Here is a 19,439-nt window from a genome sequence, read left to right as displayed (position 1 = left end):
CGTGCTGGCCGAGCCGATCGTACGGCTGCTGTTCGAGCACGGTGCGTTCGGTGCCGAGGACAGCACGGCCACGGCGCACGCACTGATGTGGCTGGCGCTGGGCCTGCCGGCGCACGTGCTGATCAAGGCGCTGTCGCCGGCCTTCTACGCCCGCAGCGACACGATGACGCCGCTGCTCGCAACCGCCAAAGGCTTCGTGATGACGGTCGTGCTCGCAGTTCTGCTCGGTCATGTCTTTGGCGCCAGCGGGATCGCGGCGAGCATCGCGGCAGGCGCCTGGAGCAGCGCACTCTCGCTGCTTCGCAAGGGCAGCAGCGAGTTCGGCTTCTCGGTCGACGCCGCGGCCCGCAAGCGGGTGCCGCGGATCGCGCTGGCCGCGATCGCCATGGGCGCCCTGCTCTGGCTGACCACGGGTCTGGTGCCCGCCGAGACCCATGGCTTCATCAAATTCGTCGCGCTGGGTGTGCAGATCGCGGCCGGCATCGCGGTCTATGGCCTGCTCCTGCAAATCCTCGGCGCGACCTCCTGGCGCGAGGCGGTTAACGCGTTGAAACGGCCGGCCTAAATCGCGAGCTCATCGAATTACCCTTGACGGAGCTGCGCCGCTGTTGGAAACGACGGCCGTATCTTCCAGGAAAGCTGACCATGCCATTCGTTGAACGGGTCTTTTCGGGCGTCCAGCCGACGGGCAATCTGCATCTCGGCAATTACCTCGGCGCGATCGTCAACTTCGTGAAGATGCAGGAAACGCACAACTGCATCTATTGCGTCGTCGACATGCACGCGATCACGCAAGGCGTCGACGTCTGGGGCGGACCGGCCGAGCTCACGCGCAACACCCGCGAGGTGACCGCGGCGTTCATCGCTGCCGGCATCGATCCGAAGAAGCACATCGTGTTCAACCAGAGCCAGGTCTCCGGTCATGCCGAGCTCGCCTGGATCTTCAATTGCGTCGCGCGCATGGGCTGGCTCGGCCGCATGACCCAGTTCAAGGAGAAGGCCGGCAAGGACCGCGAGAACGCGTCGGTCGGGCTGTTCGACTATCCCGTGCTGATGGCGGCCGACATCCTGCTGTACCGCGCCACTCACGTGCCGGTCGGCGAGGACCAGAAGCAGCATCTCGAGCTCTCGCGCGATATCGCGCAGAAGTTCAACAACGATTTCGGCGATTCCATTCGCGCCCAGGGACACAATGACGGCCTGTTCTTCCCGCTGCCGGAACCACTAATTACCGGCCCGGCGACGCGCGTGATGAGCTTGCGTGACGGCACCAAGAAGATGTCGAAGTCGGATGCGTCGGACAATTCGCGCATCAACCTCACCGATGATGCCGACACCATCGCGCAGAAGATCCGCAAGGCGAAGACCGATCCGGAGCCGCTGCCGACGGAAGAGAAGGGCCTGGAAGCGCGCCCCGAGGCCGACAATCTCGTCGGCATCTTCGCCGCGCTCTCCGGCCGCTCCAAGGCCGACGTGCTCCGCGATTTCGGCGGCGGCCAGTTCTCCAGCTTCAAGAATGCGCTGGCCGAGCTGTGCGTCACCAAGCTCGCGCCGATCGCCGGCGAGATGAAGCGCCTCGTCGCCGACCCCGGCCATATCGACGCGATCCTGAACGAAGGCTCCGACCGGGCCCGCGCCATCGCCGACGAGACCATGAAGCTCTCCAAGGACGTCGTCGGCTTCATCCGCCGGCACTGATCATCGCGTCGGCGAAACCTGGCCGGCGCCACCGCGCCGGCCAAACGCCCCCTCTCCCAAAGCGGAAGAGAGTGTGGCAGCATGCCGGCCGTGCACACGCCGGGACATGCATGACCAGCAAGCGACTTTGCTTCGAGCCGGGTCACAAGCCCAAATGCCTCGTCATCGTCGACGACACCGCCGAATGGGATCGCGCGGTGTATTACGCCAGCCGCTGGGCCATCCGCGCCGGTGGCGGCGTGGTCATGCTGCGCATCATCGAGCCCGAACAGCAGACCCAGGAATGGCTTGGTGTCGCCGACATCATGCGCGCCGAAGCGCAGGAAGCGGCGGAAGCCGCGCTCGACCGCGCCGCCGGCCGCGCCAACGGCATCGCCGCGATCACGCCGGAGCGCGTGATCCGGGAAGGCGCCGCGATGGAACAACTGCTCGCGGTGATCGACGAGGACCCTGACATCGCCATGCTGGTGCTGGCCGCGAGCCCTGGCGCGGAGGGACCGGGGCCATTGGTCTCGCTGCTCGCGCATGCGCTCGGCACGTTTCCGGTTCCGGTGACGATCATCTCCGGCGCGCTGAGCGACCAAAGCGTGGATTCGCTGTCGTGACTTAGGCACTCGTCATGCCCGGGCTTGTCCCGGGCATCCACGTTCTTGGTTCCGCCAAGCAACGCGTGGATGGCCGGGTCAAGCCCGGCCATGACGGCGCAGAAACATCAGAGCGCTCTAACTTGCTGATATAAAAGGGAAACGCCCTTCCGCCCCCTTGATCGTGCGTTCCCCGTCGCCATCTGCTACTGGATAGAGCACGCGCCGGCCTTGAACCGGTGACGTCTGGAGAAAACCATGTTCATTCAAACCGAAGCCACCCCCAATCCCGCCACGCTGAAGTTCATTCCCGGCCGCGTCGTGGTCGATGGCAGCCCGGTCGAGTTTTCGAGCCGCGAAGCCGCAGGCCGCTCGCCGCTCGCCGAAAAGCTGTTCGACGTGCCCGGCATCACCGGCGTGTTCTACGGATCGGACTTCATCACCGTGACCAAGGCGAGCGGCGAGTGGCAGCAGCTCAAGCCCGCGATTCTCGGCGCCATCATGGAGCACTATATGTCCGGCGCGCCGCTGCTCGCCGACGGCACGGCGCAAAGCGATACCGAACTCAACGACGACAATGAATTCTTCGACGAGGCCGATGCCGAGACGGTCGACATGATCAAGGACCTGATCGAGACCCGGGTGCGGCCGGCGGTCGCCAATGACGGCGGCGACATCACCTTCCGCGGCTTCAAGGACGGCGTCGTCTATCTCAACATGAAGGGCGCCTGCTCGGGCTGCCCGTCATCGACTGCGACGCTCCAGCACGGCATCCAGAACCTCTTGAAGCACTTCGTGCCCGATGTGGTCGAAGTCCGGCCGATGTAAGCAAGCTGCCGTAGGGTGGGCAAAGCGAAGCGTGCCCACCACGATCCCGTCATTTGCGGAACGATGGTGGGCACGGCGCAAGTGCGCCTTTGCCCACCCTACAAGATAGCGAACTGCAAAGGCGTGGATGGCCGGGACAAGCCCGGCCATAACGATGGGAACGACGAGCATTCCCCGACGGATGATGCTACGATCGTTCCATGCTGATCCTCGCCATCGATACTGCGCTCGACGCCTGCGCTGCCGCCGTGCTCGACACCGAAACGGCCGAGCTGCGCGCGCAGGAATCGCTGCCGATGAAGCGTGGGCATGCCGAAGCCTTGATGCCGCTGATCGCGCGGGTGATGCAAGCGGCGGAGCTCAGCTTCACCGCGCTTGACCGCATCGCGGTCACCGTCGGCCCCGGAAGCTTCACCGGCCTGCGTGTCGGTATTTCGGCGGCGCGCGGCCTTGCGCTGGCGGCGAAGCGGCCGGCCGTCGGCCTGACCACCTTGTCCGCCTATGCCGCTGCCATCGTCGGCCAGAGCCGGTCGGCGCCCGTGATCTCCGCGATCGACGCGCGGCACGACCACGTCTATTTCCAGATCGTCGCCGGCGACGGCGGCCAGCTGGTGCGACCGAAGGTCGCCAGCATCGACGAGGCGATCGCGGCTTCGCAATTCGGCGCGCCGCACCTGGTCGGCAATGCCGCAAACATCCTTGCCGAGCGCTGGCCGAAGGATGCGCCGCAACCCATTGCGGTCGACGCGCAGCCCGCGCCCGATATCGGCTGGGTCGCCTGGCTCGGCGCCGCGGCCAATCCCGACACGACACCCGCGCGGCCGTTCTATCTGCGCGCGCCCGATGCCAAGCCGGCCACGCAGCCACAGCTCGCAGCACAAGCTGCAAGCTCATGATGGGATGGTTGTCGCAATGGTGGCGCGGCGGCACTGCTGCGGTCGAGCCCGCGTCCGCGCGCGATGCCGCGCGGCTGGCGCAGCTTCACGGCGCCTCCTTCGCACGCGGCTGGGGCGAAGGCGAGTTCGAGAGCATGCTCGGTGAGCGCAACACGCTGGTGCATCGCTTGCGCCTCGGCCGCAACACGATCGGCTTTGCGGTGTCGCGGATCGGCGCGGACGAAGCGGAAATTCTCTCGATCGCAGTCGACCAGGCCCATCGCGGCCGCGGCCTCTCCCGCACGCTGCTGATGACCCATCTCGGCCACCTCGCCGGGCGCGGGGTGCGCACAATATTTCTCGAAGTCGAGGAAAATAACCAGCCGGCGCGCCGCCTCTACGATCGGGCCGGATTCATGGTGGTCGGGCGCCGCGAACGCTACTATAAGCAGCCGAACGGGGAACAATTGAACGCCCTTCTGATGCGACGTGACTTGTCGTAACATTGGTGCCAGAAAGCGCCTCCGCCAGGCAGACAATCCTATGACCGCACTGAAACCTTCTTCCGCATCCAAGGCATCCGGCATCGAGGCGCGCTGTGCCGCCACCGGCATGCGCATGACCGAGCAGCGCCGCGTCATCGCCCGCGTGCTCGCGGAGGCGGTTGATCATCCCGATGTCGAGGAACTGTACCGGCGCTGCGTCGCCGTCGACGACAAGATCTCGATCTCGACGGTCTACCGAACGGTGAAGCTGTTCGAGGATGCCGGCATCATCGAACGCCACGATTTCCGCGAGGGCCGCGCGCGCTACGAGCAGATGCGCGACAGCCATCATGACCACCTCATCAATCTGCGCGACGGCAAGGTGATCGAGTTCACCTCCGAAGAGATCGAGAAGCTCCAGGCCGAAATCGCCCGCAAGCTCGGCTACAAGCTGGTTGATCACCGCCTCGAGCTCTATTGCGTCCCGCTCGACGACGACAAGCCGACCAGTTAGCGCCTTTGCGAATTCTTCGTATCGGCGACGCCCCTTCACCTCTCCCCATCGGGGAGAGGTCGATTTGCTCCTGGCGATGCGGAGCATCGTCCAGTGCAAATCGGGTGAGGGGGCTCAGGTCCCACGAGAGTCCGCAACCCCTCACCCGGCGCTTCGCGCCGACCTCTCCCTATGGGAGAGGTGACAGCGCCCGCATCGCGCCAGATCGCCTCAACCTCAAGACAAACTGAATGCCCATAGACCTCATCATCTTCGACTGCGACGGCGTGCTCGTGGACAGCGAGGTGATCTCCTGTCGCGCACATGCCGATGTGCTGACCAGGCACGGCTATCCGATCACGTCGGATCAGGTGTTCGAGCGTTTTCTCGGGCGCTCGACGCGGCAGGCGAATCTCGAGATCGAATCCGAGCTCGGCCGCAAGCTCCCCGAAGCCTATCACGACGATCTGCAGGACGAGCTGTTCCGCTCGTTCGAGGCCGACCTCGAAGCAATCCGCGGCATCCATGATGTGCTCGATGTCGTCACCCAACGCGTCTGCGTCGCCTCGAGCGGCTCGCATCAGCGCATGCGCGTGAGCCTGGGGAGCACCGGCCTCTACGAGCGCCTCGCGCCAAATATCTTCTCGGCCTCGCAGGTGAAGAACGGCAAGCCGGCGCCGGACCTGTTCCTGTTCGCAGCAAACGAAATGGGCGTGCCGCCCGAGCGCTGCGTCGTGATCGAGGATAGCCTGGCCGGCATTGCCGGCGCGCGGGCCGCCGGGATGACCATTTTCGGCTTTTACGGGGGCAGCCATTGCCGCGATGGCTATGCCGAAACCCTGCGCGACGCCGGCGCCGACCTGCTTTTTGCCGACATGCACCAGCTGCCGGAGCTGGTCCGGCGGGTCGAGGCGGACGCCCTGGCGGGCTGATTTTCGCCCTCTCACCGTCATTCCGGGGCACGCGCAACCCGCGTGAACCCGGAATCGCGCGCCAAAACCTCTGGATTCCGCGTTCGCGACTGTGTCGCGCCCCGGAATGACGACCCATTCGCTGGATTTTCGCGCCTCCAGCCTATATCTCAGGGCCGTCCTCCGCCTCCATTTTCGGGTTCCATGACGCCGCCGCGCAAGCTGCACATCAAATCATATGGCTGCCAGATGAACGTCTACGATGCCCAGCGCATGGTGGACACGCTGGCTCCGGAAGGATTCGTGGAGACGGCCAGCGCTGAGGACGCCGACCTCGTCATCCTCAACACCTGCCATATCCGCGAGAAAGCGTCGGAAAAGGTCTATTCCGAGCTCGGTCGCCTGCGCGTTGCCAAGGACGAGGCCGCGCGCGCGGGCCGCGCGATGCAAATCGCGGTCGCCGGCTGCGTGGCACAGGCCGAGGGCGAGGAGATCGTGCGCCGTGCGCCTGTCGTCGACGTCGTGGTCGGACCGCAGAGCTATCATCATCTGCCCGAGCTGTTGAAGCGCGCCGGCGACGAGGGCCGCGCGATCGAGACCGAATTTCCGGCGGCTGACAAGTTCGGCTTCCTGGCCCAGCCCAGGCCCGATGCGATCCGCGCGCGCGGCATTTCCGCTTTCGTCACGGTGCAGGAAGGCTGCGACAAGTTCTGTACCTTCTGCGTCGTGCCCTATACGCGCGGCGCCGAGGTGTCGCGTCCGGTGGCGAAGATCGTGGACGACGTGAAGCGCCTCGCCGACAACGGCGTGCGCGAGCTCACGCTGATCGGCCAGAACGTCAACGCCTATCACGGCGAGGGGCCGGACGGAAAAAGCTGGCCGCTCGGCCGGTTGCTCGAGCATCTGGCGCAAATCCCGGGCATCGTGCGGCTGCGCTATTCCACCAGCCATCCCCGCGACGTAGACGACAGTTTGATCGCGGCCCATCGCGACCTCGACGCCCTGATGCCGTTCGTGCACCTGCCGGTGCAGTCGGGCTCGGACCGGATTCTCGCCGCCATGAACCGCAAACATACCGCCGATGATTACCGGCGGGTCATCGACCGTTTCCGTACCGCACGCCAAGACATTGCTTTTTCATCAGATTTTATCGTCGGCTTCCCCGGCGAAAGCGAGCAAGATTTTCTCGCCACCCTCGCGCTTGTCACGCAAATCGGCTACGCTGCGGCTTATTCGTTCAAATATTCCGCCCGGCCGGGAACGCCGGCCGCGGACATGCAGGAGACGGTGTCCCCCGCCGAGATGGACCAGCGATTGGAGCGGCTCCAGGAACTGATCGACAGCCAGCAATCGGCCTTCAACAAGGCTGCGATTGGCTCAACGATCGATGTGCTGTTCGAGCGCCCGGCTCGCAAGGAAGGCCAGATCGTCGGCCGCACCGCTTACCTCCAGCCCGCGCATGTGATGGCCTCGCCCGACATCATCGGACAAATCCTGCCGGTCCGGATCGGCAGCCTCGAGCGCTACAGCTTTCTCGGCGAGCTCGTGACGCCGCGCAACGCGCGCGAGCCCGCTTTATCGCAAGCCACTGGAGCCTGAACCCTTGCCAAAAAGCGCATCGGATTCGTCTTCGTTCGCTCCCAGCCGCAAATTTGACCGCGACATGCAAGTTCCGCCCGAGACCCAAGTCGTCATCGACTTCGACGACAACCGTGCCGCTTCCGCGCTGGTCGGCCCCTATGGCCAGCATCTCGCGCAGATCGAGCGGCGGCTCGGCGTGATCGTGGACTCCAAGGGCAACCACATCACCATCGGCGGCACGCGCGACGGCTGCGATGCCGCACGGCGCGTGCTGGAGATGCTCTACGCGCAAGCCGTGAAGGGACAGGATCTCGACCAGGGCGAGGTCGAGGGCGCGATCCGCGCCGTGATCGCCCAGGGCTCGCTGTTCGAGTTCGACGCCAAATCGGCCAAATCGACCTTCGACAGCATCAATTTGCGCAAGCGGCCGGTGCGCGCGCGCACGGCCGCGCAGGATTCCTACATCCGCGCGCTGAAGCGCCACGAGCTGGTGTTCGGCATCGGTCCCGCCGGCACCGGCAAGACCTGGCTCGCGGTCGCGTATGCCGCGCAGCTGTTCGAGCGCAAGGAGGTCGACAAGATCATCCTATCGCGTCCGGCGGTGGAAGCCGGCGAGCGGCTCGGCTTTTTGCCCGGCGATCTCCGCGAGAAGGTCGATCCCTATCTGCGCCCGATCTACGATGCGCTCTACGATCTCATGGACGCGCGCATCGTCGAGCGGGCGCTCCAGACCGGCGAGATCGAGATCGCGCCGCTCGCCTTCATGCGCGGCCGCACACTCACCAATGCCGCCATTATCCTGGACGAGGCGCAGAACACCACGTCGATGCAGATGAAGATGTTCCTGACCCGCCTCGGCGAGAACAGCCGAATGATCGTGACAGGCGATCCCTCGCAGATCGACCTGCCGAACGGCCAGACCTCGGGTCTGGCGGAAGCAACCCGGCTCCTGAACGGCGTCGAGGGGATTGCGCAAGTGCATTTCAAAGCCGAGGACGTGATCCGCCACGAGCTCGTGGCGCGGATCGTCGCCGCTTACGAAGGGTCGCCGCAGCGGCCGGCCACCGGTCAATTCTGACGAGGCAACAGCCGGACCAAGCGGGCGCGGACAGCGCCTTTTCGTCCCAGACAACACAATGTCCCATCCCAACCTACCCATCACCGAGGTCCTCGTCGTCGCCGATTGCTGGCAGCGCGAGCCCGATTCCGAAACCGTGGTCCAGCGCGCGGTTGCGGCCGCCGCCGAGAGCGTCGACGAAGACGTCGCCGATGCCGAAGTGGCCGTGATGCTGACCGATGACGCCGGCATCCGCACCCTCAACGGCAACTGGCGCGGCATCGACAAGCCGACCAACGTGCTGTCGTTCCCCGCGCTCCAGCCCGAGGGCGAGTGGAAGCCGGGCGATGCGCCGCGCATGCTCGGCGACATCGCGATAGCCTACGAGACCATGCGGCGCGAGGCGGACGAGGAACACAAGCCGTTCGATCATCATTGAGTCATCTCGCCGTGCACGGTTTCCTGCATCTGATCGGCTACGACCACGAGAACGACGACGACGCGGAGGAGATGGAAGCGCTGGAGACGCAGATCCTGGCGCATCTCGGCATTCCCGATCCCTATGCAGATCGCCCGGGGACGAACTGAGATGCCGGATTCCGATCCAATCCAGGACAACCCGCGCAACACGCGCAATTTGCCCGCCGTCGTGACCCAGGGCGAGGTGATGCGCCCGACCGCGGAAGGCTGGCTCTTGCGCGCCATCCGGACGCTGTTCGGCTGGAAGGCGGGATCGGTGCGCGACGACCTCCAGGTCGTGCTCGACGCGTCGACGCCTGACGACACCGGCTTCTCCGCGGTCGAGCGCACCATGCTGCGCAACATCCTCGGCCTGCACGAGCGCCGCATCGCCGACGTCATGGTCCATCGCGCCGACATCGTCGCGGTGAAGCGCGACATCCCGCTCGGCGAGTTGATGGACCGCTTCGAGAGCGCCGGCCATTCGCGGCTCGTCGTCTACAACGAGACGCTCGACGATCCCGTCGGCATCGTCCACATCCGCGACCTGCTCGCCTTCATGACCGCGCGTGCGCGCGTGTCGGAGGCCACCAAGACCAAGCGCAAGAAGCCGCTGCCGGCCGGGCTCGATTTGCGCGCCGTCGATCTCGCGCTGCCGCTTCACGAGGCGCGCATCATCCGCAAGCTGCTCTACGTACCGCCGTCGATGCGGGCGATCGACCTGCTCGCGCAGATGCAGGCCACGCGCATCCACCTCGCGCTGGTGGTCGACGAATATGGCGGCAGCGACGGGCTGGTCTCGCTCGAGGACATCGTCGAGCAGATCGTCGGCGAGATCGACGACGAGCACGACAGCGACGAGCCGCCCTCGATCGTGCGCCTGCCCGACAACGCCTTCATCGCCGACGCCCGCGCCAGCCTCGACGACGTCCGCTCGGTGATCGGCGAGGATTTCGTCACCGGTGAGGCCGGCGAGGAGGTGGAGACGCTGGGCGGCTATCTCGTCAGCTTCGTCGGGCGCCTGCCGGTGCGCGGCGAAGTGATCTCGGGCCCCGGCACTTACGAGGTCGAGGTGCTCGACGCCGATCCGCGTCGCGTCAAGCGGCTGCGGATCTCGACGCGGAAGGAGCGTCCCGCGCCCCGCACCCAGCGCGAGAGCCGCCGCCGCGAAGCTGCGCCGGAGAGCGGTCAACCGCCGGCCAGTGACACGCCGACCCCGCCGCCGAGCGACGGGGCCGGTCCGCAGTGAGCCCGCTCCAGCGACTTCGGCAGATTGCGCTTGCCATCATCCTCAGCTGGGGATGGAAGCGCGCCGTCATCGCCATGGCGGCCGGGGCGCTGTCGGTGCTGGCGCTGGCGCCGTTCAACCTCTTCCCGGTGCTGTTCGTCACCTTCCCGGTGCTGGTCTGGCTGATCGACGGCGCCGGCGGCGGACGATATGGCGGCGTTCCTGCCGCGGCGCTGACCGGCTACTGGTTCGGGCTCGGCTATTTCGTGCCCGGCCTCTACTGGATCGGCTACGCCTTCTTCGTCGAGGCCGACGTGTTCGCCTGGCTGACACCGTTCGCCGTGCTGGGCCTGCCGGCCTATCTCTCGATCTTCACGGCAATCGGCTTTGCGCTGGCGCGCCTGCTCTGGACCAAGAACGCCACGCGCGTGCTGGCGCTCGCAGCAAGCCTCACCATCAGCGAATGGCTGCGCGGCCACGCGCTGACCGGCTTTCCCTGGAACGCGTTCGGCTACGCGCTGTCCGAGCCGCTGCCGCTGGCGCAGACGGCATCGCTGATCGGCCTGTGGGGCATGACGTTTCTGACGGTCGCGATCTTCGCGAGCCCTGCGACACTGTTCGATCGCGCGCCCGATCGCCGCCTGCAATGGCGCGCGCCGGCCGCCGCAATTGCGCTTCTGATCGTCATGGGCATCTTCGGCGCGATCCGCCTGTCGCTGCATCCGACCACGATGGTCGCGGGCGCCAAGCTGCGCCTGATGCAGCCGAACCTCCAGCAGGACGCGAAATTCAACTACGCCGCCAAGGCGGAGGTGATGAAGAAATATTTGGCGTTGTCCGATCGCGCCTCCGGCCCGCAATCGACCGGCGTGCGCGATGCCACCATCCTGATCTGGCCGGAATCCGCCTTCCCGTTCTTCCTGACCCGCGAAGCCGACGCGATGGCTGAGATCGCCGACCTTCTGCCGAAGGGCACGGTGCTGATCACGGGTTCGGTCCGCGCGCCGGATCTGCCGCGGGGCACGCCGATCACGCGTGCCTATAATTCGATCTATGTGATCGATCACGACGGCAGCGTGCTCGCTGTGTACGACAAGCTGCATTTGGTGCCGTTCGGCGAATTTCTTCCCTACCAGGGGCTAATGGAGAAGCTCGGTTTCGAGCAGCTGACGCGCGTGCGCGGCGGCTTCATTCCCGGCACCGTGCGCCATGCGCTGCCAGTCGCCAGCGCGCCGCCCGCGCTGCCGCTGATCTGTTACGAAGCTATCTTTCCCGGCGAGGTGGGCGGACGCAGCGAACGTCCGGGCTGGATCGTGAACCTCACCAATGACGGCTGGTTCGGGATCTCGACCGGTCCCTATCAGCATCTTGAGCAGGCGCGGATGCGCGCGATCGAACTCGGCTTGCCGCTGGTCCGCTCCGCCAATACCGGCATCTCCGCGGTGATCGATCCGGTGGGGCGCACCGTCGCCAGTCTCGGCCTCGGAATCGAAGGCATTTTGGATGCAAATCTGCCCGCCGCGATCGCGCCGACGGTTTATGCGCGGGTGGGCGACGTGCCCGCAGCCATGCTCGTCGCGCTCGCCGTGATTGTGGCGGTCCGCCGACGTGTCGCCAAACGGCACCTCTGATCGCCTCGCCGCGGACTTAGCCGGAATCCTTTGACAACCGTAGTCCCACGGTTGACAGACTGCACGCGGGCTCCCCATTCTGCACCAGCTGCAAAAGACAGCGGTACGTTGCTAAATTTCTCCGCAATGTTTCCCAATAAGAGGGTTTGATTTGACGGTGCTGGCACCCGAGGCACGCTTGATGATTGCGCCGAGGGTGATGTTTGGAGGGCTGAGGAAATGTCGAAAGCGCCCAACCCTGTTGACAAATATGTCGGCAGTCGCGTGCGTATGCGCCGCATCATGTTGGGCATGAGCCAGGAAAAGCTCGGTGAAGCTTTGGGCCTGACTTTCCAGCAGATCCAGAAATACGAGAAGGGCACCAACCGGGTCGGCGCGAGCCGCATCCAGCAGATCGCCGAGATTCTCCAGGTGCCGGTGTCGTTTCTGTTCGAGGGCGGGCCGAGCGGTGTGCCGGGCCCGGAAGGCTTCAGCGAAGGCGCATCGCCCTCTTACGTCTCGGATTTCCTCGCGACATCGGAGGGACTCGCCTTGACCAAGGCGTTCACCCGAATCACCGATTCCAAGATGCGCCGCTCCATCGTCGATCTCGTCGAGCAGATCGCCGCCCGCGAAGGCCCCGACAAGCGCTGACGCGTCATCGCAATGGCGATTTGAGACTGCGCCAAATCTGGCCTATGTCGTCATTCGCGGCCGCGCCCTCGATGCGCGTCCTCTCCGATGATGCGATTCAAAGGCATAGATGCGTTCATGGCCAGCTCCAATTGGTTCGATTCCCAAACCATTCTCGATGGCATCCGCCGCTGGGTTGAGATCGAGACGCCGACGGAAGCACCTGAACAGGTCAACAAGCTGATCTCCGTGGTCGCGGAGCAATACCGCGATCTGCCCGTGACGCTCGAGCGCGTCGCCGGCGTCGGCGGCTGCGGCGATCATCTCGTGGCGCGTTCAACCTGGGGCCAGGACGAGCCCGGCATCCTGGTGCTGAGCCACCTCGATACGGTTCATCCCATGGGCTTCATCGAGCGCCTGCCGTTCAAGATCGAAGGCGACAGTGCGTTCGGTCCGGGCATCTACGACATGAAAGGCGGCGCCTACATCGCCCATCACGCCTTTGGTGCGCTCTGCGCCACCGGCGATCGTTCGCCGCTCGGCATCACCCACATGTTCACCTCCGACGAGGAGATCGGCAGCCCGACCTCGCGTGCGCTGATCGAGCAAGAAGGGCGCAAGGCCAAATACGTGCTGGTGACGGAGCCGGCGCGCGACGGCGGCAGGATCGTCACGGGGCGCAAGGGCGTCGGACGCTTCCGAGTCTTCATCAAGGGCGTCCCCGCTCATGCCGGCACGCGACCCGGGGACGGCCGAAGTGCCGTCCGCGAGCTCGCCAACGTGATCGTGGCGCTGGAGGGAATGAACGACCTGAAGCGCGGCGTCACCGTCAATGTCGGCGTGGTGCGCGGCGGCACGCGCCCCAATGTGACGCCGGAAGAGGCCTATGCCGAAGTCGATCTGCGCGTGCTGAGCCTCAACGACGCGGACGAGTTCGTCGGCAAGATCCTCGCGCTCACGTCGAAGACCGACGGCGTCACCGTTGAGATCACCGGCGAGCTCAATCGTCCGCCTTACGAGAAGAGCAATGCAGGCGCCGCGCTCTACGAGCATGCGAAGACGCTCGCCGCCGAGATCGGCTTCGAGCTGATCGACACCCACACCGGCGGCGGCTCGGACGGCAATTTCACCGCTGCGCACACCGCGACGCTCGACGGGCTCGGCGTCGACGGCAAGGGCGCACACACCCATTATGAGCAGCTCTATGTCTCGTCGCTTGCGCCGCGCGCGCGGCTGCTCCATCGCCTGTATCAGACGCTGCGATGAGCGAACGCAAACCAGATCCCGAGCGCGATGACAGCGAGCGCGCCTTCTTCGGGCGCCGCAAGGGTCACAAGCTCAGGCAGCACCAGGCCGGGCTGATCGATCATCTGCTGCCGCATCTTGCGCTCGACATCGCGAGCCAAGCGCCGGCGAATGCCGGCGAGATCTTCGACCCCGCGGCGGGCGAGGTGCGGCTCGAGATCGGCTTCGGCGGCGGCGAGCATCTCGTGGCCGAGGCGCAAAACTTTCCCGCCACCGGCTTCATCGGCTGCGAGCCCTATGTCAACGGCATGGCAAAGATCCTCGCGCAGATCGAGGCGGCCAATATCGGCAACATCCGCCTGTTCGCGGGCGATGCCGCCGAGCTCTTGGCCTGGCTTCCGCAAGCCTCGCTGTCGCGGATCGACCTGATCCATCCCGATCCCTGGCCGAAACGGCGGCACTGGAAGCGGCGCTTCGTGCAGGACAGGACCATTGCCGCAATGGCGCGCGTGCTGAAACCTGGCGGCGAATTCCGCTTCGTCTGCGACATCGACGATTACTGCGCCTGGACGCTGTCGCATCTTGCGCGCTCTTCGGACTTCAAATGGCTTGCGGAGCGCGCCGACGATTTTCGGCAGCCATGGCCGGGCTACACCATGACGCGCTACGGCCGGAAGGCTGCGCGCGAAGGGCGCAAAGCGGCCTATCTGCGGTTCAGGCGGGTCGGTTAGCCGTCATTGCGAGGAGCCCGCGACAGAATTGCGAAGCAATTTTGCGCTGGCGACGAAGCAATCCAGGGTGCTTCCGCGGAGAGATTTCTGGATGCTTCGCGCAGCCTGTCATCGGGCCGCGCTTTCGCGGACCCGGTGGCTCGCAATGACGGAGCGCGAAACTAGATCGTCTGCCGGTTGCGCCAGAAATTCACGACGCGTTCGGCGGTCGTCGGCATCAGGCGCGTGAAGTTCATGCGCGCGGCCTCGATGTCGGCAGCGGCCGGGGTGCGGTGCGGCCCGTACCAGAGCAGGATGAGCGCACGCACCGTGGGCCAGCCGAGATTGAGCACGCGCCCCAGGATCAGAATCGGATCGTAGCGATCGCCGGCGATCAGGCGGTCGAGCATCGAAAGGCGGACACCGGACATCGCCGAGAGCGAGGCGAGCGACTCCTCGTACTTTTGCGCCTTGGCGAAACCGAGCAGCGCGCTCTCGCCGAGGTGGCCATCACGATGCAGGGTCAGCACGGTGCGCTGTGCGGCCGAAAAATCGCGGCGCGGCCCCGGCGGCAGCGCCGCCTCCTCGATGGCCGCCACCGCGCGCTTGATCTCGATCTGGCGCGCGGGGTTGACCACACTAGAGAGGCGGCGGCGGATAACGTCGAGCGTCCCGTCGAGAAGCTCCTTCAGGTGCTCGCCCGAGAGATCGTTGCGCTGACCGATCTTGAGCGTCAGCACGCCGTCCTGCGCGGCGCGCTTGATCAGCTCGGAATAGCTGGCGGGCGAGAACACCGCACCGGCATTGCCCGCGGCGCGACGCACCACGTCGCGATCACCGCGCTCGACCAGCACGTCGGTGACGACGGCCGGCAGGATGGGGCGCTCCGTCATCGCCAGCAAATGACCCTGCCCCTTCAACCGCGCGATCTCGACCAGGGCGGCCTCGTCGAGCACGGGCGAGCGGCGCAGCACGGGACCCGCGACCATAATCTCGTTTTCGCGCGCGAGCTGGTTCACCAGATGCGGCGGCGCGTTGCCGCGTCGCGAGAAGCGCTCGGCGAGATCGATGCGCGAGGCGAGCTCGGCATGCGGGACGAGATCAATCAGGAGATTGTCGAAGAGATCGATCAGTTCGGGGCCGAGTTTTTCGGTATCCCGGAAAAACAATGCAGAGATGGCCCGCGCGATCTCGCCACGACGCCGCGGATCGCCGCGTTTGACGATATCGTCCAATCCGGGAATCAGCGACGTGGCAACGGTCATGAAACGCAACTCGGGATCTGGCACGCCGTGGGCGCGCCATAGCTCAAGCCGCACCACAATCGGGGAATCTAGGCCTCCTTGATGAAGGAAGCCTTGATGAAGGAAGCGTTGCGCGGCGGGCCGTCCGAAAGAGCGCAAAAAGCCTCGTCCTCCCTGCAATGGGCCTTGTCCGGGAGGGTGGAAAAGGCTATATCAGCGCCAATTCATCTTCTCATGCGATCCGCGTAGTGAGAGTGGGCCCGAAAGGACCCGCTCTTTTTTATTACCTGAACGCGGTTTGGCGGAGGATGCGGCCCGACGCGTTGTCGGGAGAGTTCCGAAGCGGGCTTTGAAAATTAACCGAGCCTTAACCATCGAGCGCCTGACCCCTGCTATGACCGAACCGAACTCTGGTTCCACGGATGCCGAATTGCTGGCCGAGCCGCGGCTCGTGGTCGAGCCGGGCGTCGCGGCCCGGGTGTCCGCGGTTGCAGCTCCCGTGCTCCAAGGCATGGGCTATCGCTTGGTGCGGATCCGCATTTCCGGAGAGGCCGGCTGCACCGTGCAGATCATGGCCGAGCGGCCGGACGGCTCGATGCAGATCGAGGATTGCGAGGCGATCTCGCGGGCGCTGTCGCCCGTGCTCGACGTCGCCGACCCCATCGATCGCGCCTATCGGCTGGAAATCTCCTCGCCGGGGATCGACCGTCCCCTGGTGCGCCGCTCCGATTTCGAGCGGTACGCCGGACATCTGGTGAAGATCGAGATGGCGGTGGCCCATGAGGGCCGGAAGCGGTTCCGCGGCACGCTCGGTGCTGTCGAGGGCGATCGCGTGCATCTGCATCGCGACGACGTCAAGGCGGGCGATGATCCCGACGTTCTCCTGACCATGGAGGATATCGGCGAGGCACGGCTGGTACTGACCGACGAGCTGATTGCGGAATCGATGCGTCGCGGCAAGGCCGAGGCGCGCGAGATGCGCCGCAATCTCGGCCTCGAGCCGCCGCCGGCGCCGCACGCCAAGATCAGCGAGAAGACCACCAAGAACACCAAGCCGAAGAAGAAGCCGGCACCGACCAATACGAAGAAACATCGCCTGGCCGCCGAACGCGCGCGGCGCGGCGAGATCGAGCCTGACGAAGGAGACTAGCCATGGCAGTCAGCGCCAATCGACTTGAATTGCTCCAGATCGCGGACGCCGTTGCGCGCGAGAAATCGATCGACCGCGGCATCGTCATCGCCGCGATGGAGGATGCCATCGCCAAAGCGGCGCGGGCCCGTTACGGCAGCGAGACTGACGTTCACGCCGAGATCGACCCGAAAAAGGGCGAGTTGCGGCTGTCGCGCCACATGCTGGTGGTCGAGAAGGTCGAAAACCATTCCAACCAGATCTCGCTGGTAGATGCGCAGCGCGCCAATCCCGGTGCCCAGGTCGGCGACACCATCGCCGACACGCTGCCGCCGCTGGAATATGGCCGCATCGCCGCGCAGTCGGCCAAGCAGGTGATCGTGCAGAAGGTGCGCGAGGCCGAGCGCGACCGGCAATATCAGGAATTCAAGGACCGCATCGGCGACATCGTCAATGGCGTCGTCAAGCGCGTCGAATATGGCAGCGTGATCGTCGATCTCGGCCGTGGTGAAGCCATCATCCGCCGCGACGAGATGCTGCCGCGCGAAGTCTTCCGCAATGGCGACCGTGTCCGCGCCTACATCTTCGACGTCCGCCGCGAGACGAGAGGCCCGCAGATCTTCCTTTCCCGCACCCATCCGCAGTTCATGGCAAAGCTGTTCGCGCAGGAAGTGCCGGAGATCTATGACGGCATCGTCGAGATCAAGGCGGTCGCCCGCGATCCGGGCTCGCGCGCGAAAATCGGCGTGATTTCCCGCGATTCCTCGGTCGATCCGGTCGGTGCCTGCGTCGGCATGCGCGGCTCGCGCGTGCAGGCGGTGGTGAACGAATTGCAGGGCGAGAAGATCGACATCATTCCCTGGTCGCCCGACATCGCGACCTTCGTGGTCAACGCGCTGGCGCCGGCGGAAGTCTCCAAGGTCGTCATCGACGAAGATCGCGAGCGCATCGAGGTCGTCGTCCCCGATACCAACAACCAGCTCTCGCTGGCGATCGGCCGCCGCGGCCAGAACGTGCGTCTGGCCTCGCAGCTCACCGGCTGGGACATCGACATCCTGACCGAGCAGGAGGAATCGGAGCGCCGTCAGGCTGACTTCGAGAACTCGACCCGCGTCTTCATGGAATCGCTCAATGTCGACGAAGTGGTCGGCCAGTTGCTGGCGTCCGAAGGCTTCACCTCGGTCGAAGAGCTCGCGATGGTGGACGTCAAGGAACTCGCCGGCATCGAGGGCTTCGACGAGGAGACCGCGCAGGAGCTCCAGAACCGCGCCCGCGAATATCTCGAGCAGCTGGAAGCCGAGCTCGAGGCCAAGCGCAAGGAACTCGGCGTCGAGGATGCGCTCAAGGACGTGCCAGGCGTGACCTCGAAAATGCTGGTCAAGTTCGGCGAGAACGACATCAAGACCGTCGACGACCTCGCCGGCTGCGCCACCGACGATCTGGTCGGCTGGACCGAGCGCAAGGAAGGCGGCGAGCCGACCAAGCACACTGGTGCACTCGACGGCATCGACATCTCTCGTGACGATGCCGAAGCGATGATCATGCAGGCCCGCGTCAAGGCCGGTTGGATCACCGAGGCCGATCTTGCCAAGCCCGAAGAGGCCGAGGCGACCGAAGATCAGCCGGCTTAAGGCGTGTTCAGCAAAAGTGGAGACCGGTTTTGCGTAAAGAACACGCGACTTAGAAGGCGAAGGAGGATGTCGACCGGATGCTCGCCAGCACTGACAGCGAACTCGACCATGGGCCGCGGACCGAAAAGTCCGCGACCATGCGGATGTGCGCGGTCAGCCGCGAGGTCCGGCCGATCGACGAGCTGATCCGCTTCGTCATATCGCCGCAAGGCGACATAGTTCCCGATCTCAAGCGCAAGCTGCCCGGACGCGGCATGTGGATCACCGCCTCACGGCAGGTGGTTGCGGAAGCCGTGCGGCGTCACCAATTTAGCAAGGCCTTCAAGCGCGAGCTGCGCACCCCTCAGACGCTTCCCGCCGACATCGAGACGCTCCTGGTTCGGAGCGTGACGGAAGCCCTTGGGATCGCCGCCAAGGCGGGCCAGGTCGTGGCCGGTTTCGGCAAGGTCGAGAGCGCCCTTCGGGAAGGCACGGTCGAGGTCCTGATCCACGCCAGCGACGGGGCCGCGGACGGAATCCGCAAATTGGACATGCTGGCGCGTCAAAATGCCGGAAATCGCGGCGCCAAGCCGCCGATTCCCGTCGTTACCGCGTTGAAATCGATAGAATTGGATTTGGCACTGACCCGGTCAAATGTGATACATGCTGCGCTGCTCGCGGGCCCGGCGAGCAGGTCATTCCTGTCACGTAGCCAGATGCTGGTCCAATACCGGATGGCGGACGATGACAAGACGGCCGAAAAGCACGGCCAGGATTTCTGAGAGACAACGACGAACCGATACGACGGTGCGGCAACGCACAACGACAACAGATCAGGATTAGGACTGCTGAATGGTTGATACCAAGACCCCTGGCGACAAGAAGCTGAGCGTTCCGAGCAAGACGCTATCGCTCAAGCCGCGCGTCGAAACGGGCACCGTGCGCCAGAGCTTCAGCCACGGCCGGAGCAAGCAGGTCGTGGTCGAGAAGCGCGGCAAGCGCCGAATTGGCGACGGCCCCGAGCCGCACGCGCCCGAGGTGACGGCGAAGCCGGCACCG

Annotated in this window: 20 protein-coding genes and 1 pseudogene; 20 read left to right on the top strand and 1 reads right to left on the bottom strand. The window is 65.3% G+C overall.

What is annotated here, in order from left to right:
• The 16 genes and pseudogenes from CWO91_RS35290 to trmB all read left to right on the top strand — a co-directional run.
• Nucleotides 1-565 (top strand): lipid II flippase MurJ (locus tag CWO91_RS35290; protein WP_208753111.1); only part of this gene is annotated, 565 nt, incomplete at its 5' end.
• Nucleotides 566-645: 80 nt separating this feature from the next.
• Nucleotides 646-1,698: a tryptophan--tRNA ligase gene (trpS, locus tag CWO91_RS35285; protein WP_130220081.1), complete on the top strand. Its 1,053-nt coding sequence runs from the start codon at nt 646-648 to the stop codon at nt 1,696-1,698.
• Between the two features lie 110 nt (nt 1,699-1,808).
• Nucleotides 1,809-2,303, top strand: a complete 495-nt coding sequence (locus tag CWO91_RS35280) for a universal stress protein (RefSeq protein WP_165405940.1) — start codon at nt 1,809-1,811, stop codon at nt 2,301-2,303.
• Between the two features lie 237 nt (nt 2,304-2,540).
• Complete coding sequence (locus CWO91_RS35275; RefSeq protein ID WP_130220079.1) at nt 2,541-3,110, top strand: NifU family protein; 570 nt, start codon at nt 2,541-2,543, stop codon at nt 3,108-3,110.
• A 200-nt stretch (nt 3,111-3,310) separates the two neighbouring features.
• Complete coding sequence (tsaB, locus tag CWO91_RS35270) at nt 3,311-4,006, top strand: tRNA (adenosine(37)-N6)-threonylcarbamoyltransferase complex dimerization subunit type 1 TsaB (protein WP_130220078.1); 696 nt, start codon at nt 3,311-3,313, stop codon at nt 4,004-4,006.
• Nucleotides 4,003-4,488, top strand: coding sequence for a ribosomal protein S18-alanine N-acetyltransferase (gene rimI, locus CWO91_RS35265; RefSeq protein ID WP_130220077.1), 486 nt, complete (start codon nt 4,003-4,005; stop codon nt 4,486-4,488). The genes tsaB and rimI overlap by 4 nt, the downstream gene beginning before the upstream one ends.
• A 40-nt stretch (nt 4,489-4,528) precedes the next feature.
• Nucleotides 4,529-4,984 (top strand): Fur family transcriptional regulator, encoded by a 456-nt coding sequence (locus tag CWO91_RS35260; RefSeq protein ID WP_094894339.1) that lies wholly within the window; start codon nt 4,529-4,531, stop codon nt 4,982-4,984.
• A gap of 230 nt (nt 4,985-5,214) precedes the next feature.
• On the top strand, nt 5,215-5,895 hold the full coding sequence (locus CWO91_RS35255; protein WP_130220076.1) for an HAD family hydrolase: 681 nt from the start codon (nt 5,215-5,217) through the stop codon (nt 5,893-5,895).
• A gap of 183 nt (nt 5,896-6,078) precedes the next feature.
• The gene (miaB, locus tag CWO91_RS35250) at nt 6,079-7,473 is read left to right on the top strand and encodes a tRNA (N6-isopentenyl adenosine(37)-C2)-methylthiotransferase MiaB (protein ID WP_130220075.1); all 1,395 of its coding nucleotides are present in this window, start codon (nt 6,079-6,081) and stop codon (nt 7,471-7,473) included.
• A 64-nt stretch (nt 7,474-7,537) separates the two neighbouring features.
• Nucleotides 7,538-8,533, top strand: coding sequence for a PhoH family protein (locus tag CWO91_RS35245; protein ID WP_130220074.1), 996 nt, complete (start codon nt 7,538-7,540; stop codon nt 8,531-8,533).
• Nucleotides 8,534-8,591: 58 nt separating this feature from the next.
• Nucleotides 8,592-9,100 (top strand): annotated as a pseudogene (gene ybeY, locus CWO91_RS35240) (rRNA maturation RNase YbeY).
• A gap of 1 nt (nt 9,101) precedes the next feature.
• Nucleotides 9,102-10,220, top strand: coding sequence for a hemolysin family protein (locus CWO91_RS35235; protein ID WP_164934831.1), 1,119 nt, complete (start codon nt 9,102-9,104; stop codon nt 10,218-10,220).
• Nucleotides 10,217-11,830: an apolipoprotein N-acyltransferase gene (lnt, locus tag CWO91_RS35230; protein ID WP_130220072.1), complete on the top strand. Its 1,614-nt coding sequence runs from the start codon at nt 10,217-10,219 to the stop codon at nt 11,828-11,830. Before CWO91_RS35235 ends, lnt begins: the two co-directional genes overlap by 4 nt.
• A gap of 219 nt (nt 11,831-12,049) precedes the next feature.
• A complete protein-coding gene (locus CWO91_RS35225) occupies nt 12,050-12,463 on the top strand; it encodes a helix-turn-helix domain-containing protein (RefSeq protein ID WP_024338547.1) in 414 nt (137 codons plus the stop codon).
• Between the two features lie 87 nt (nt 12,464-12,550).
• Nucleotides 12,551-13,708, top strand: a complete 1,158-nt coding sequence (locus CWO91_RS35220) for a M20 family metallopeptidase (RefSeq protein ID WP_130220071.1) — start codon at nt 12,551-12,553, stop codon at nt 13,706-13,708.
• Nucleotides 13,705-14,418, top strand: coding sequence for a tRNA (guanosine(46)-N7)-methyltransferase TrmB (gene trmB, locus CWO91_RS35215; RefSeq protein WP_130220070.1), 714 nt, complete (start codon nt 13,705-13,707; stop codon nt 14,416-14,418). The genes CWO91_RS35220 and trmB overlap by 4 nt, the downstream gene beginning before the upstream one ends.
• Before the next feature lie 161 nt (nt 14,419-14,579).
• Here trmB and CWO91_RS35210 read toward each other — a convergent pair whose 3' ends face one another.
• On the bottom strand, nt 14,580-15,662 hold the full coding sequence (locus tag CWO91_RS35210; RefSeq protein WP_130220069.1) for a DUF2336 domain-containing protein: 1,083 nt from the start codon (nt 15,660-15,662) through the stop codon (nt 14,580-14,582).
• A gap of 373 nt (nt 15,663-16,035) precedes the next feature.
• Here CWO91_RS35210 and rimP point away from each other — a divergent pair, with 373 nt between their 5' ends.
• The 4 genes from rimP to CWO91_RS35190 form a co-directional block, all read left to right on the top strand.
• Nucleotides 16,036-16,791 (top strand): ribosome maturation factor RimP, encoded by a 756-nt coding sequence (rimP, locus tag CWO91_RS35205; RefSeq protein ID WP_130220068.1) that lies wholly within the window; start codon nt 16,036-16,038, stop codon nt 16,789-16,791.
• A gap of 2 nt (nt 16,792-16,793) precedes the next feature.
• Complete coding sequence (nusA, locus tag CWO91_RS35200; protein ID WP_130220067.1) at nt 16,794-18,401, top strand: transcription termination factor NusA; 1,608 nt, start codon at nt 16,794-16,796, stop codon at nt 18,399-18,401.
• 77 nt (nt 18,402-18,478) lie between these two features.
• Nucleotides 18,479-19,162, top strand: a complete 684-nt coding sequence (locus tag CWO91_RS35195) for an RNA-binding protein (protein WP_130220066.1) — start codon at nt 18,479-18,481, stop codon at nt 19,160-19,162.
• Nucleotides 19,163-19,232: 70 nt separating this feature from the next.
• A partial coding sequence (locus tag CWO91_RS35190; protein WP_130220065.1) for a translation initiation factor IF-2 associated domain-containing protein occupies nt 19,233-19,439 on the top strand: 207 nt, incomplete at its 3' end.

The sequence above is a fragment of the Bradyrhizobium genosp. SA-3 genome, assembly GCF_004212635.1.
In the GTDB taxonomy this organism is placed as follows: Bacteria; Pseudomonadota; Alphaproteobacteria; order Rhizobiales; family Xanthobacteraceae; genus Bradyrhizobium.
Note: the sequence above shows the minus strand (reverse complement) of the source record. Positions and strands in the feature narration are given on the sequence as shown.

Bases quoted from the DNA above. Each gene is read 5' to 3' on its own strand.
- CWO91_RS35210 (WP_130220069.1), bottom strand. From the start codon at position 15,662: ATGACCGTTGCCACGTCGCTGATTCCCGGATTGGACGATATCGTCAAA.
- trpS (WP_130220081.1), top strand. From the start codon at position 646: ATGCCATTCGTTGAACGGGTCTTTTCGGGCGTCCAGCCGACGGGCAAT.
- CWO91_RS35255 (WP_130220076.1), top strand. From the start codon at position 5,215: ATGCCCATAGACCTCATCATCTTCGACTGCGACGGCGTGCTCGTGGAC.
- tsaB (WP_130220078.1), top strand. From the start codon at position 3,311: ATGCTGATCCTCGCCATCGATACTGCGCTCGACGCCTGCGCTGCCGCC.
- trmB (WP_130220070.1), top strand. From the start codon at position 13,705: ATGAGCGAACGCAAACCAGATCCCGAGCGCGATGACAGCGAGCGCGCC.
- CWO91_RS35235 (WP_164934831.1), top strand. From the start codon at position 9,102: ATGCCGGATTCCGATCCAATCCAGGACAACCCGCGCAACACGCGCAAT.
- rimI (WP_130220077.1), top strand. From the start codon at position 4,003: ATGATGGGATGGTTGTCGCAATGGTGGCGCGGCGGCACTGCTGCGGTC.
- CWO91_RS35280 (WP_165405940.1), top strand. From the start codon at position 1,809: ATGACCAGCAAGCGACTTTGCTTCGAGCCGGGTCACAAGCCCAAATGC.
- miaB (WP_130220075.1), top strand. From the start codon at position 6,079: ATGACGCCGCCGCGCAAGCTGCACATCAAATCATATGGCTGCCAGATG.
- CWO91_RS35195 (WP_130220066.1), top strand. From the start codon at position 18,479: ATGCTCGCCAGCACTGACAGCGAACTCGACCATGGGCCGCGGACCGAA.
- CWO91_RS35245 (WP_130220074.1), top strand. From the start codon at position 7,538: ATGCAAGTTCCGCCCGAGACCCAAGTCGTCATCGACTTCGACGACAAC.
- CWO91_RS35275 (WP_130220079.1), top strand. From the start codon at position 2,541: ATGTTCATTCAAACCGAAGCCACCCCCAATCCCGCCACGCTGAAGTTC.
- CWO91_RS35260 (WP_094894339.1), top strand. From the start codon at position 4,529: ATGACCGCACTGAAACCTTCTTCCGCATCCAAGGCATCCGGCATCGAG.
- CWO91_RS35220 (WP_130220071.1), top strand. From the start codon at position 12,551: ATGATGCGATTCAAAGGCATAGATGCGTTCATGGCCAGCTCCAATTGG.
- rimP (WP_130220068.1), top strand. From the start codon at position 16,036: ATGACCGAACCGAACTCTGGTTCCACGGATGCCGAATTGCTGGCCGAG.
- CWO91_RS35225 (WP_024338547.1), top strand. From the start codon at position 12,050: ATGTCGAAAGCGCCCAACCCTGTTGACAAATATGTCGGCAGTCGCGTG.
- nusA (WP_130220067.1), top strand. From the start codon at position 16,794: ATGGCAGTCAGCGCCAATCGACTTGAATTGCTCCAGATCGCGGACGCC.